The following is a 13,481-nucleotide window of genomic DNA, read 5'->3' as shown; positions in this document are numbered from 1 at the left end:
TTCGTGCAGACATCGCTTCGTTAGAGTTTCCTCATGTCGAGCGACCGCCGCACGCGTCTCACGCCCGATCAGCGGCGCGCTCAGCTCGTGGCATCCGGGGTCGCTTTCCTGGCCGAGAGGCCGCTCGACGACCTGACCATGGAGGTGCTGTCGGAGCGCGTCGGCGTCTCACGCGGGCTGCTCTTCCACTACTTCGGTTCGCGACAGGGCCTGCATCGCGACGTCGTCGGCACCGCCGCGGCGGCTCTGCTCGAAGCCTCCACCCCGCGCGAAGACCTTGCCGCGAGCGAGCGCCTCGACGACACTCTCGCCCGGATCGTCGCGTTCGTCCGCGAGCACCGCGGCACCTTCTTCTCCCTCGTGCGGGGCGTCGCCTCGGGCGACCCCGAGGTGCGCCGAGAGGTGGACCGCGCGCGCGACGTGACGGCCGGATGGGTCACCGAGGGCTTCCTCGAACTCGGTGTCGGCGACTCGCCGCTCCTGCGGGTCGCCCTGCGCTCGTGGGTGAACTTCACCGAAGAGGTCCTCGTCGAACTCGCCCTCGGCACTGACAGGCCCGCGGCGGAGATCGTCGCCTTCCTCTCGCGCTCCGCCTTCGGCGTCGTCGCCTCGGTGACGGGGGATGCCGTGGCCTCGACGCGACCGGAGTGATCTCCGTTGCACATTCGTTCGCAAACCGCCCGCCGGTGCGCTCCGAATGACACAATGAAGGGGCCCCCATTGCTGCGCCCCAGCGCGGTCCCCACGAAACACGGTTCGATTCGTCGAGCCAGAAAAGGACCTGTGATGGGACGCCTCATCTATCGTGACCGCGCGTCGTTCGACATCGACGACCGCATCCTCGCCCACCTCCGCATCGTCGTGATGAACAAGCTCCGACGCAACGAGGGCTTCATGCTGCAACTGCCCGTCAACGAAGGCGTGCGCCAGGCCAGCCTGTGGATCCACGCTTCGAACGCCCTCGTCATGCAGTTCTACGGCGGTCGCGAACCGGTCATCGACCGCGCACTCGTCGATCAGATGATGCACGACGCCAGCGGCGCCGACGGACTCACCCTGACCGCGGCGGGCATCGCCCCGGCGACCACCTCGCCGCCCCGACATGCGGTCGGCGGTCGCTCGGCCTGAGCACCGGAGACCTCAGCCTCTCAGCGGCAGCGTGACCTCGAATCGCGCGCCCCGCGGGCTGTCGACGCATCGCACGTCGCCGCCGTGCGCACGCGCGATCCCTCGCGCGATCGGCAGCCCCAGACCCACGCCACCGGATGCCGCGCGCGCGGCGTCCAGACGGACGAGGCGCTCGAAGATGCGCTCGCGGTCGGCCTCCGCGACCCCCGGTCCGTCGTCCGTGACGGAGACCACGGCGGTGCCCCCCCGTGTGGAGAGGACCACGGTGACGGTCCCGGTTCCCCCGGTCGCCCGTGCCGCGTTCCCGATCAGGTTCGACAGCACCTGAGCGAGACGGTCGGGGTCGGCGTGCACCGGCACCGCGGCATCCGGTGTCTGCACGTCGAGCCGCACCGAGGGGTGCACGAGCGGGACGCGGGCTCCCTCCGCCTCGACGAGCACGCGGAGGTCGAGGTCGGTGCGCGAGAGCTCGAGGCCGCGGTCGACGCGGGCCATCGTCAGCAGGTCGTCGACCAGGCGCGAGGCCCGCGCCGCCTCGCGGGCGACGTGCGCGGCGAGCAGCTCGCGCTCGGGGCCATCGAGATCGGCGCGCACGAGGGTGTCTGCTGCGGCCCGGATGCCGGCGACCGGCGTGCGCAATTCGTGCGCGGCGTCGGAGAGGAACGCGCGCAGGCGCTGCTCGGCGTCGAGGGCCGCCTGCTCGGCGCCCACGACGTCGTCGAGCATGTCGTCGAGGGCGGTCGCGACCCGTCCGATCTCGGTGTCGGAGCGCGTGGGATGAAGGCGCCGCTCCCTCTCTCCCGCCCCGATCGCCCGGGCGACGCGGGACACCTGGTCGAGAGGGCGCAGGCTCCGGCGGACGACGAGGGTCACGGCCCCGGCGGCGAGCACCAGCACCCCGACCGAGGACAGCGCCATGATCCAGCGCACCTGCGCGAGGGTGTCGCCGATGCCGGCCGCCGACGCCGTCAGTGTCAGGGTGGAGCCGTCGCTGAGGGTCGAGCGCAGCGTCACCAGGTCGTCATCGCCCGTGACCTCCGAGGCGACGACGCTGACGTCGCTCGAGGAGGTGGGTTGCGGGGTGGACCGCGCTCCGGGGCCGGCTCCGGGCGCGCCGGGGCCGCCCGGAGGCCCCTCGCGCAGTTGCTCGGGGCTGGGACCCGCGACGACCGACGAGCCGCCCGCGCTGTCGATGCGCACCGCCAGCCCCTGGTCGGAGAGTCGCTCGGCCAGGTCGGCGTCGTCGACCGTGCCCACGAGGGACGCGGCCGCGGCGGCGCGATCGCGCAGCCGCTCCTCGATCTGCCCGCGCAGTCGGGCCCCCAGAGCCACGTCGACGACGACCGCGAGCACCACCAGCAGCAGCGCCACCAGGGCGACCACCGCCACGATCGTGCGGCGCCGCAGCGAGCCCGACTTCAGAGGCGATGAGCCGCTCACCGCTCCTCGCTCAGGCGGTAGCCGAGCCCGCGCACGGTGTGGATGAGGCGCGGTCCGCGCTGCTCCATCTTGCGCCGTAGCGCGCTGAGGTGCACCTCGACCAGGTTGGGGTCGTAGTCCTCGTACCCCCACACCTGGGTGAGGATCTGCGCCTTCGACAGCGTCCGTCCGCGACTCTCCGCGAGAAGCTGCAACAGGCGGAACTCGGTGGCGGTCAGCTCCAGCGACACCCCTCCGCGATGGGCCGTGGCGGCATCCGGATCCACGACGAGATCGCCCACCGAGATCGTCTGGGGAAGGCGGCCGCGGCGGCGCAGCACCGCCCCGCTGCGCGCGACGAGCTCCGCCATCGTGAACGGCTTCACAACGTAGTCGTCGGCCCCTTCCGCGAATCCGCGCAGGCGGTCGTCGACCTCGTCGCGCGCGGTCAGCATGATCACCGCGGTGTCACCCGCGGCCCGCACCGTCGGCAGCAACCGGATGCCGCTGGGTCCGGGCATCATCCAGTCGATGATCACGAGATCGGGGCGGAAAGACGCCAGTCGTTCACCGAGGTCTGTGCCGTCGGGTGCCGCTTCGGCGACGAAGCCGTCGGCGCGGAGGGCCGTGGTGACGGCGACGCGGATCGTCTCGTCGTCGTCGAGGACGAGCACGCGGGCGGAATGGGGCATCCGCGCGACGATACGGTCGCAGGCTGAACGCGAGGTATGGCTTGCATATGCGAAACGGTCCGCCTCGCGGGCTTCAGGTTCGCTTCAGTCCCGGCTCGAAGTCTGGTCTCAGAACCGGTGATCGACACCGGACGGGAAGAGAATCATGAACGACGACAACCCCACCCTGCCGCTGCCGCGTCAGGACGAGACCCCCGAACCCCGCCGCCGCTCGCGGCGCGGACCGGCGCTGATCGCCGGCGCCGTGATCGTGGCCGCGGGCCTCACCGGAGGAACCGCCGCCCTCGCTGCGCAGAGCAACGGCACCGGCCCCCTGGCCGCCTCGTCGACCTCGGCCCCGAGTGCCGACGGCGGCTCGACCGGCCCCGCCACCGCTCCCACCCCGGGTGCGACCCCCACCGCGCCCGCCGACGGCACGGCCCCGACGCCTCCCGCCGACGGCACCGCCCCCGCCGCCCCGGGCGGCGGGAAGGGACCGGGTGAGTGCGGCCCCGGGGGTCCCGGCGCGCCGAAGGGTGATGCGGCCAAGCCCGCCCCGCCCGCCGACGGCATTGCACCCACCCCGCCCGCCGACGGACAGAAGCCCACGCCTCCCGCGCCTCCGGCCGACGGCACGGCCCCGACCCCGCCCGCCGACGGCACGGCTCCGACCCCGCCCGCCGACGGCACCGCGCCGACGCCTCCCGCCACGCCGGGCAGTTGAGGCGCGCCCCGCGCTGACCGCCGCGCCACGCCCTTCGCGTGCAGCGCGCGGTCAGCGCGGTGGGGCACGATCGAGGGGTGGCGAGAACACGCACGCGGCGCCGCCGCACGGCCCGCGACCGGCTTATCCGCCGGCGCCGCCTCACCTTCGGCGCGATCGCGGCCGTGCTCGTCGGTCTGGTCGTCCTCGCGATCGTCCCGCTCGTCTCCCTCACCAAAGCGTGGAACACCGAGGCGCGCCGCGCGGCCATCGACCTCACCGCGTTCGACCCGGGCCACCTCATCGACGACGAGCAGTTCTACGACGGCGACGCGCTCACGGCCGACCAGATCCAGGCCTTCCTCGACGACCAGATCGGGCAGTGCCGCAACGATTCGTGCCTCTCCGTCCTGCGCTCCGACCTGCCGGCGCGGGGACCGATCGTCTCGGATGCCACGGGCCGCACCATCTGCGAGGGATACGACGGGGGAGAGCTCACCGCCGCTCAGATCATCGACCGCCTCCAGCGCGCGTGCGGCATCTCGGCGAAGGTCCTCCTCGTCACCCTGCAGAAGGAGCAGAGCCTCGTCTCGGGCCGCACCGCCCGGGCCCCCTCGCCCGAGCAGCTCGGTGCCGCGATGGGAGCGCGCTGCCCCGACACCTCCCCGTGCGATGCCGGAGCGGCCGGCTTCGGTGAGCAGGTCGCCCAGGCGGCGACCGACCTGAAGTCGTACAGCGCCTCCGACTTCATGCGCCAGCCCGGCACCCACTACCTCGCCTACTCGCCCGACCCCTCGTGCGGGGGCTCCGACGTCACGATCGCGAACGCCGCCACCGCCGCCCTGTACAACTACACCCCCTACCAACCGAACCCCGCCGCTCTCGCAGCCCGCTGGGGCACCGGCGACTCCTGCTCGGCCTACGGCAACCGCAATTTCGCGCTGTATTGGGCGCTCTGGTTCGGCTGAGCGGTCGCTTCGCACAGCCGCCGCCGACACGCGGGACACGCGGCGGAATCACAGTGTTGTGATTTCGTTATGCACGGGCGATAATTGCCGGACAACCGAACACTCGCCACACTCCGTCACAGGTCGTAGGGGAAGACGTACCTGACGAAGGAGAAACCATGGCGATCACGTCTTCGCGCGGAGTGATCCTGATCCACTCCGCGCCCCGCGCGTTGTGCCCCCACCTCGAGTGGGCGGTGGGACGCGCTCTCGGCCGCGCCGTCAACTTCGACTGGGCCGACCAACCCGTGCTGACGGGTAGCCGCCGTGCGGAGTTCTACTGGGAGGGCCCGGTGGGTTCCGGTGCGGCTCTCGCCAGTGCCATCCGCGGTTGGGAGCACCTGCGCTTCGAGGTGAGTGAAGATCCCACGCCCCGCAGCGACGGCGGCCGCTGGATGCACACGCCGGGGCTCGGCATCCATTTCGCTCAAACCGACTCGGCCGGCAACGTCGTCGTCGCCGAGGACCGCGTGCGTTACGCGATGGAGGTCGCCGCGGGCGATCCCTTCGAATTGCAGCGCGAGCTCGATGTCGCGCTCGGTTCCGCGTGGGACGAGGAGCTCGAACCCTTCCGCCACGCCGGCGACGACCAGCAGATCGTGTGGCTGCACAAGGTCGGATGAACGCGTCGGGTGGGGGAGGCGCCACTACCGGAGGTCGGTGACCACACCCGGCACCGGGACCGCGTATCCCTCGCCTGACGAAACGAAAGCCCCCTGGCATCCCCGATCGCAGTCGGGGGGATGCCAGGGGGCTTTCGTCGGAAGACCGCGCTCAGACCGAGGCGATGGCGACGACGGCGTTGTGACCGCCGAAGCCGAAAGAGTTGCTAATCGCGAGCTGGTCGCCCGCGCCCAGCTCGACGGGCGAGCCGGAGAGCGCGAACGGGACCTCGGGGTCCTGCTCGGTCAGGTTGATCGTGGGCGGCGCCACACGATTCTGCAGCGCCAGGACGGTGAAGATCGCCTCGAGGGCACCCGTTCCGCCGAGCAGGTGACCGGTCGAAGCCTTCGTGGCCGAGACTGGGATCTCGTCGACGCGATCGCCGAACACCGCGCGCAGCGCCTTGTATTCGTTCGGGTCGCCGACGGGGGTCGAGGTGGCGTGCGCGTTGATGTGGGTGACGTCGTCGACCGATGCCCCCGCCATCTCGAGCGCCATGTGCACGGCGCGAGCGGCGCCGAGGCCCTCGGGGTCGTTGGCGGTGATGTGGTACGAGTCGGCGGTGACGCCGCCGCCCACGATCGAGGCGTAGATCTTCGCCCCGCGCGCCTTCGCGTGCTCCTCGGTCTCGAGGATCAGCACGCCGGCACCCTCGCCCATGACGAAGCCGTCGCGGTCGATGCTCGCCGGACGCGACGCCGTCTCGGGGGAGTCGTTGCGCTTGGACAGCGCCTGCATCGACGCGAACGAGGCAATCGTGATCGGGTGGATCGCCGACTCGGTGCCTCCGGCGATGACCACGTCGGCGAGGCCGTCGCGGATGTGCTGCACGGCGTTGACGATCGACTCGGTGCTCGACGCGCAGGCCGAGGCGACCGTGCGGGCGAACGCGCGGGCGTTGAAGTGCAGGGAGAGGTTTCCGGCCGCCGCGTTCGGCATGAGCATCGGGACCGTCATCGGCATGACGCGGCGCGGCCCCTTCTCGCGCAGGGTGTCCCACGCGTCGAGCAGCGTCCAGACGCCGCCGATGCCGGTGGCGAAGTCGACGCCGAGGCGGTCGGGGTCGATATCGGGCGAACCCGCGTCTTCCCACGCCTCTTTGGCGGCGACCATGGCGAGCTGCGACGAGGGGTCGAGGCGCTTGGCGACGGGTCGCTCGAGCACGGTCTCGGGACGCACGAGCGCCTCGGCGGCGAAGGTGACGGGCAGGTTGTACTGCTCGACCCACTCGTGCTCGAGGGAACGGGCGCCGGAGGTGCCGGCGAGCAGGGCGGACCAGCTTTCGGGCGCCGTGCCGCCGATGGGCGAGGTGGCTCCGATGCCGGTGACGACTATGCGGGGTGTGCTCATGAGCGAGAAATCCTTGGTGCGGCCGACAGGTCGTGACCGGTGGGGGCCGGAGCCCCCACCGGGAGGTGTCAGGACTGGTTCGACGTGATGAAGGTCACGGCGTCGCCGACGGTCTTGAGGTTCTTGACCTCGTCGTCGGGGATGGTGACGCCGAACTTCTCCTCGGCGTTGACGACGATCGTCATCATCGAGATGGAGTCGATGTCGAGGTCGTCGGTGAACGACTTCTCGAGGGCGACCTCGTCGGCCGAGATCCCGGTCTCGTCGGTGATGAGCTCGGCAAGGCCGGCGAGAACCTCGTCGTTGGTGAATGCCATGATGTCTCCTGTTTCTTGGGGGCGGGCCTGTCGGGCCCCGATCAGTCTAGGGTTCGGTCTCGCTGCGTCAGGGCAGCACGACGACCTGCGCGCCGAACACCAGTCCGGCGCCGAAGCCGATCTGGAGCGCGAGGCCGCCGCTGAGCTCGGGGTGTTCCTCGAGCAGTCGGTGGGTGGCGAGGGGGATGGATGCCGCGGACGTGTTGCCCGTGGTCTCGATGTCGCGACCGATGACGACGGTCTCGGGCAGCCCCAGCTGCTTGGCGAACTCGTCGATGATGCGCATGTTCGCCTGGTGCGGGACGAAGGCGGCGAGGTCGGCGGGCTCGATGCCCGCGGCCTCGATCGCCTGACGGGCGACCTTGACCATCTCCCACACGGCCCAGCGGAACACGGTGGGGCCCTCCTGCCGGAGGGTCGGCCACGGTGCCGTGCCGTCGCGGAATTCGTTCAGCGTGGCGTTCATGCCGACGGCATCCGCCTTCGATCCGTCCGAGCCCCACACGGTGGGCCCGATGCCGGGGGTGTCACTGGGGCCCACGACCACGGCGCCCGCGCCGTCGCCGAGCAGGAACGAGATGCTGCGGTCGGTGGGGTCGACGATGTCGCTGAGCTTCTCGGCACCGACCACGACGACGTGCTTCGCGAGGCCCGCCCGCACCAGGGCGTCGGCCTGGCCCACACCGTATGCGAAGCCCGCGCACGCGGCGTTGACGTCGTACGCGGCGGCGGGGTTCGCCCCGATGCGGTCGGCGACGATGGCCGAGGCGGACGGCGTCTGCTTCGGGTTGCTGATGGTCGCCACGATCACGGCGTCGATGTCCTCGGGCGCCACGCCCGACTTCTCGACGGCCTCGCGCGCGGCCTCGGAGGCCAGGTCGATGGCATCCGTCTCTTTGTTCGCGCGCACGCGCGTGACGATGCCGGTGCGCTGGCGGATCCACTCGTCGCTGGAGTCGATGGGCCCGACGAGGTCGTCGTTGGGCACGAAGTTCTCGCCGCGCGCCGCGCCGTAGGAGTAGATGCGCGTGTGGGCCGGGCCCTGCAGCTGACGAAGGGTGGGGGTACTCATGCCTGGTCTTCTTTCAGGAGTGAGACGGCCGCGTCGAGGTCGTCGGGGGTCTTCACCGCCACGGTCGGCGTGCCGCGCAGAGCGCGCTTGGCGAGCCCCGTGAGGGCGCCCGCGGGAGAGAGTTCGATGATGCCGGTCACGCCGTGCTCGGCGAACGAGGCCATGCAGCGATCCCAGCGGACGGGGGAGGCGACCTGGGCGACGACGAGGTCGAGGGCGCGGCGGCCCTCGGCGACGACGGAGCCGTCGGAGTTGGTCCAGAGCGTCGTGTTCGGCTCGGACACCGTCACGTCTGCGGCGGCGGCGCGCAGCGTCTCGACGGCGGGCTCCATGAACCGGGTGTGGAAGGCCCCGGCGACCTGCAGCGGGATGACGCGGGTTCCGCGCAGCGCCTCGGCGGCGAGCTCGGCCAGGGCCGGCAGCTCACCGGCAGCGACGATCTGGCCGCCGCCGTTGTAGTTGGCGGGGGTGAGGCCGAGAGCGTCGAGGCGCTCGAGCACGGCGGTCTCGTCACCGCCCACGACGGCGCTCATGCCGGTCTGGGCGGCTGCAGCGGCCTCGGCCATCGCGCGGCCGCGCAGACCGACCAGGCGCAGCGCGTCGTCGTCGGAGAGGACACCGGATGCCGCCAGCGCGGCGATCTCGCCGACGGAGTGCCCCGCAACGCCGGCGACCGGCGTGCCGGCGCGGTCGTTCAGGGCCGCCCACGACAGCAGGCTCGCGGCCACGATGAGCGGTTGCGCCACGCTCGTGTCGCGGATCTGGTCGGCGTCCCACTCGGTTCCCGCGGCGACGAGGTCGACGCCCGCCCGCTCGGAGTAGGCGGCGAGTCGCTCACGCGCCCCGTCGAGTTCGAGCCACGGCGAGAGGAACCCGGGGGTCTGAGAGCCCTGCCCGGGGAAGACGGCGATGATCACCGTTCCATCCTGCCAAGGATCGGGCACGCGCTTCTGGAGATATCGACACAGAAATGCGGCGTGTCTTTGTGCGCGCCGTGCATCAACGGGTCAGCGGGGCCCGGCGACCCGCCGGACCGCGGCGGCGCGTGGCATCCGTTCCGATCGAACCCAGGATCAGCGCGGTCTGCAGGATGAGGGCTTCGCGCGGGCCCGTGGCATCCCATCCGATGACCTCCGACACGCGCTTGAGGCGGTAGCGGACGGTGTTGGGGTGCACGTACAGTTCGCGGGCCGTCGCCTCGAGGGAGCGGCCGTTGTCGAGGTAGCTCCACAGGGTCGCCACGAGGTCGGCGCTGTGCGCCTGCAGCGGTTGGTAGACGCGGTCGACCAGCGTCTGCTTCGCCACGGCGTCGCCGGCGAGGGCGCGCTCGGGCAGCAGGTCGTCGGCCTCGACCGGACGCGGCGCGTGACGCCAGGCGCGAGCGACCGCGAACCCGGCGAGGGCCGCGCGGGCGCTCTGACCGGCGTCGACGAGCGCGGGCACGGCGGGGCCCAACACGAGGTGGCCGGTGCCGAAGCCCGGCTCGAGGCGCTTGGCGATCTCGGGGAAAGGCAACTCGGCGTTGTCTTCTCCGCCCCGCGCGGGCAGGTCGGCGCGCCCCACGACCAGAACGAGGCGCGAGCCTTGGACGCCGATGAGCACGTCGACACCGAGCTTGCGCGCGGTGCGGCGCAGCTGGTCGACGTCGAGCTGCGGGGGAGTGGTCCCCACGAGCACGGCGACCTCGCCGTGGCCGTGCCACCCGAGGGCGGCGATACGGCTGGGAAGCTCGTCGTCGGCCTCGCCCGTGAGGATCGAGTCGACCACGAGGGCCTCGAGCCGCGCGTCCCACAGACCGCGGGCCTCGGCCGCTCGGGCATAGACGTCGGCTGCGGCGAAGGCGACCTCGCGCGAGTACGACAGCATCGCCTCGCGCACCTTCTCGCTGCGGCCGGCGACGCGCTCCTCCATCACCTCGACGGTGACGCGCACGAGCTGCAGCGTCTGGGTGAGGCTGACGCTGCGCAGCAGCTCACGAGGGGCGGCGGCGAAGATGTCCGCCGCGATGGCGGGGGTGGATGCCGGCTCCTCGAACCACTGCAGGAACGAGGTGATGCCCGCCTGGGCGACGAGCCCGACGGCCGAGCGCCGCGCGGGGGGCATCTCGGCGTACCACGGCAACGTCTCCTCGAGGCGCTGGATGGTCGCCGTGGCCAGATCGCCCGAGATGCGCCGGAGCCAGGTGAGGGTGTCGGCCTTCTCCTGAGCGGCGGCGATCGAGACCGCAGACCGGTCGGGTCCGGCCCCGCCCGTGGAGGCGGAACCGGACCCGTCGGCGGTGCTCGTCACGCGATCAGGCCTCGCCACCCGCGTTGCCGGTGGTGCCGGCGTTGACGTCGTGCAGGCGGTACTTCTCGATCGCCTGACCGACGACCGCGCGGTCGAGGGCGCCCTCTTCTGCCAGGGCCTGGAGAGTGCGGACCACCATGGACGGACCGTCGATCTTGAAGAAGCGACGGGCGGCGGCGCGCGTGTCCGAGAAGCCGAAGCCGTCGGCGCCGAGCGTCCAGTAGTTCTGCGGGACCCACTGGCGGATCTGGTCCTGAACGGCGTGCATCCAGTCGCTGACCGCGATGACCGGGCCCTGGGCTTCCTTCAGCTTGTCGGTGACGTAGGGCACGCGACGCTCTTCCTCGGGGTGCAGGAAGTTGTGCTCGTCGGCGGCGAGGCCGTCGCGGCGCAGCTCGCTCCACGAGGTGACCGACCACACATCGGCGACCACGCCCCAGTCGTCCTTGAGCAGACGCTGGGCCTCGAACGCCCACGGCACACCGACGCCCGAGGCGAGCAGCTGGGCGCGGGGTCCGTCGCCTTCACCCGAGGAGACGTGGTGGATGCCGCGGACGATGCCGTCGACGTCGACACCCTCGGGCTCCGCCGGCTGCACGTACGGCTCGTTGTAGACCGTCATGTAGTACATGACATTCGGGTCGGGGTGGTTGCCGCCGTACATGCGCTCGAGGCCCGAGCGGACGATGTGCGAGATCTCGTACCCGTAGGCCGGGTCGTACGACACGGTCGCCGGGTTGGTCGATGCGAGCAGCTGCGAGTGGCCGTCGGCGTGCTGCAGTCCCTCACCGGTCAGCGTGGTGCGACCGGCGGTGGCGCCGATGATGAACCCGCGGGCCATCTGGTCGCCGGCCGCCCACTGGGCGTCGCCCGTGCGCTGGAAGCCGAACATCGAGTAGAAGACGTAGACGGGGATGAGCGGCTCGCCATGGGTCGAGTACGCCGTGCCCGCCGCGGTGAACGCCGCGAGGGCGCCCGCCTCGTTGATGCCGACGTGCACGATCTGGCCCTGCGGGCTCTCCTTGTAGGCCAGCAGCAGCTCGCGGTCGACCGAGGTGTAGTGCTGTCCCTTGGGGTTGTAGATCTTCGCCGTCGGGAAGTACGCGTCCATACCGAACGTGCGCGCCTCGTCGGGGATGATCGGCACGATGCGGTGACCGAAGTCCTTGACCCGCAGCAGGTCCTTCAGCAGACGCACGAATGCCATGGTCGTGGCGATCTCTTGCGTGCCCGAACCCTTCTTGGGCAGCGCGTACGCGGCATCCCCCGGCAATTCGAGACCGACGTGGGTGGTGCGACGCTCGGGCAGGAACCCGCCGAGCGAGCGGCGACGCTCGAGCATGTACTTGATCGTCTCGTCCTGCTCGCCGGGGTTGTAGTACGGCGGCTGGTACGGGTTCTCGTCGAGCTGCGCGTCGGTGACGGGGATGTCCATCGCGTCGCGGAACGCCTTGAGGTCGTCGAGCGTCAGCTTCTTCATCTGGTGGGTCGCGTTGCGGCCCTCGAAGTGCGGACCGAGGCCGTAGCCCTTGATCGTCTTCGCCAGGATGACGGTCGGCTGACCCTTGTGCTCCTTGGCCGCCTTGAACGCCGCGAACACCTTGCGGTAGTCGTGGCCACCGCGCTTGAGGCCCCAGACCTGCTCGTCGGTGTAGTCCTTGACGAGCTCGAGGGCGCGGGGGTCGCGACCGAAGAAGTTCTCGCGGACGTAGGCGCCGTTCTCGGCCTTGTAGGTCTGGTAATCGCCGTCGGGGGTGCTGTTCATGAGGTTGAGCAGCGCGCCCTCGGTGTCGCGGGCGAGCAGGTCGTCCCACTCGCGGCCCCAGACGACCTTGATGACGTTCCAGCCGGCACCGCGGAAGAAGCTCTCGAGCTCCTGGATGATCTTGCCGTTACCGCGGACGGGTCCGTCGAGACGCTGGAGGTTGCAGTTGACGATGAAGGTCAGGTTGTCGAGACCCTCGTTGGCCGCGACCTGCAGCTGACCGCGGCTCTCGACCTCGTCCATCTCGCCGTCGCCGAGGTAGGCCCAGACGTGCGAGTCGCCGACGTCCTTGATGCCGCGGTTCGATAGGTACTTGTTCGACATCGCCTGGTAGATCGCGTTGATCGGTCCCAGACCCATCGACACGGTCGGGAACTGCCAGAACTCCGGCATGAGGCGCGGGTGCGGGTACGACGGGATGCCGTGGGGCGCCTGCGACTTCTCCTGGCGGAAGCCGTCGAGCTGGGCCTCGGTGAGGCGGCCCTCGAGGTACGCGCGGGCATAGGCGCCGGGGGAGGCGTGGCCCTGGATGAAGATCTGGTCGCCGCCCGAGGGGTCGTCGAGGCCGCGGAAGAAGTGGTTGAAGCCCACCTCGTAGAGGGCGGCCGACGACGCGTAGGTCGAGATGTGGCCGCCGACGCCGATGCCGGGACGCTGAGCGCGGTGCACGGTGACCGCGGCGTTCCAGCGGATCCACTTGCGGTAACGGCGCTCGAGCTCCTCGTCACCGGGGAACTCGGGCTCGTTCTTCTGCGAGATCGTGTTGATGTAGTCGGTGGTCGGAACCATCGGCACGTTCAGGTGCAGTTCCTTCGAGCCCTTGAGCAGGCTCAGCATGATCTCGCGAGCGCGAGCCGGACCCTTCGCCTGGACCAGCTGGCGCAGGGATTCCTGCCACTCCCCGGTCTCTTCCGGGTCGCTGTCCTGCGGCCCCTGCGAATACGGATCCTGGTCGTGAACAGTCACGGAAGACCTTTCGTCGTCTGGCAGGTCATGCCAGAGAATCGCCATACGAGTGCGGCAACCCTTGTTCGCTCCGCACAATCAACCAGCGTCCAGCCTAGCGAGTCGCGGCGACATCGGATGCGCGCGGCCCG

The 13,481-nt window shown here is 70.9% G+C and carries 13 protein-coding genes; 5 read left to right on the top strand and 8 right to left on the bottom strand.

From position 1 onward, the window contains the following. Nucleotides 1–33: 33 nt before the first annotated feature. Together F9B98_RS10045 and F9B98_RS10040 are read left to right on the top strand one after the other, a co-directional pair. Entirely contained in the window at nt 34–651 is a 618-nt protein-coding gene (locus F9B98_RS10045) for a TetR/AcrR family transcriptional regulator (RefSeq protein WP_150956758.1), read from the top strand. Nucleotides 652–786: 135 nt separating this feature from the next. Then, complete coding sequence (locus F9B98_RS10040; RefSeq protein ID WP_191966761.1) at nt 787–1,128, top strand: ATP-dependent DNA ligase; 342 nt, start codon at nt 787–789, stop codon at nt 1,126–1,128. Nucleotides 1,129–1,140: 12 nt separating this feature from the next. Here the strand turns inward: F9B98_RS10040 and F9B98_RS10035 are convergent, their stop codons facing one another. Both F9B98_RS10035 and F9B98_RS10030 read right to left on the bottom strand, forming a co-directional pair. Beyond that, nucleotides 1,141–2,568 carry a sensor histidine kinase gene (locus F9B98_RS10035; RefSeq protein ID WP_150956755.1) on the bottom strand — a complete coding sequence of 476 codons (1,428 nt, stop codon included), beginning with the start codon at nt 2,566–2,568 and terminating at the stop codon, nt 1,141–1,143. Next, nucleotides 2,565–3,239, bottom strand: coding sequence for a response regulator transcription factor (locus F9B98_RS10030; protein WP_150956752.1), 675 nt, complete (start codon nt 3,237–3,239; stop codon nt 2,565–2,567). The genes F9B98_RS10035 and F9B98_RS10030 overlap by 4 nt, the downstream gene beginning before the upstream one ends. Nucleotides 3,240–3,384: 145 nt before the next feature. Here F9B98_RS10030 and F9B98_RS15940 point away from each other — a divergent pair, with 145 nt between their 5' ends. From F9B98_RS15940 to F9B98_RS10015, 3 genes are all read left to right on the top strand, one after another. Then, entirely contained in the window at nt 3,385–3,942 is a 558-nt protein-coding gene (locus F9B98_RS15940; RefSeq protein WP_191966760.1) for a hypothetical protein, read from the top strand. Nucleotides 3,943–4,019: 77 nt separating this feature from the next. Further along, complete coding sequence (locus F9B98_RS10020; protein ID WP_150956746.1) at nt 4,020–4,889, top strand: hemagglutinin; 870 nt, start codon at nt 4,020–4,022, stop codon at nt 4,887–4,889. 158 nt (nt 4,890–5,047) lie between these two features. After that, entirely contained in the window at nt 5,048–5,551 is a 504-nt protein-coding gene (locus F9B98_RS10015) for a DUF3145 domain-containing protein (RefSeq protein WP_150956743.1), read from the top strand. A gap of 151 nt (nt 5,552–5,702) precedes the next feature. Here the strand turns inward: F9B98_RS10015 and F9B98_RS10010 are convergent, their stop codons facing one another. From F9B98_RS10010 to aceE, 6 genes are all read right to left on the bottom strand, one after another. After that, complete coding sequence (locus tag F9B98_RS10010; RefSeq protein ID WP_150956740.1) at nt 5,703–6,941, bottom strand: beta-ketoacyl-[acyl-carrier-protein] synthase family protein; 1,239 nt, start codon at nt 6,939–6,941, stop codon at nt 5,703–5,705. 68 nt (nt 6,942–7,009) lie between these two features. Further along, a complete protein-coding gene (locus F9B98_RS10005) occupies nt 7,010–7,258 on the bottom strand; it encodes an acyl carrier protein (RefSeq protein ID WP_022880558.1) in 249 nt (82 codons plus the stop codon). A gap of 67 nt (nt 7,259–7,325) precedes the next feature. Beyond that, nucleotides 7,326–8,330 (bottom strand): beta-ketoacyl-ACP synthase III, encoded by a 1,005-nt coding sequence (locus tag F9B98_RS10000; protein ID WP_150956737.1) that lies wholly within the window; start codon nt 8,328–8,330, stop codon nt 7,326–7,328. Next, nucleotides 8,327–9,247 carry an ACP S-malonyltransferase gene (locus F9B98_RS09995; protein ID WP_150956732.1) on the bottom strand — a complete coding sequence of 307 codons (921 nt, stop codon included), beginning with the start codon at nt 9,245–9,247 and terminating at the stop codon, nt 8,327–8,329. The genes F9B98_RS10000 and F9B98_RS09995 overlap by 4 nt, the downstream gene beginning before the upstream one ends. Before the next feature lie 82 nt (nt 9,248–9,329). Next, a complete protein-coding gene (locus tag F9B98_RS09990) occupies nt 9,330–10,547 on the bottom strand; it encodes a PucR family transcriptional regulator (RefSeq protein WP_150957784.1) in 1,218 nt (405 codons plus the stop codon). A gap of 76 nt (nt 10,548–10,623) precedes the next feature. Beyond that, on the bottom strand, nt 10,624–13,350 hold the full coding sequence (gene aceE, locus F9B98_RS09985; RefSeq protein WP_150956729.1) for a pyruvate dehydrogenase (acetyl-transferring), homodimeric type: 2,727 nt from the start codon (nt 13,348–13,350) through the stop codon (nt 10,624–10,626). Nucleotides 13,351–13,481 lie beyond the last annotated feature (131 nt).

Source organism: Microbacterium testaceum StLB037 (assembly GCF_008763945.1).
GTDB classification, from domain to species: Bacteria; Actinomycetota; Actinomycetes; order Actinomycetales; family Microbacteriaceae; genus Microbacterium; species Microbacterium testaceum_G.
The sequence above is the reverse complement of the archived record's forward strand: the minus strand, read 5'-3'. Positions and strand labels throughout refer to the sequence as shown.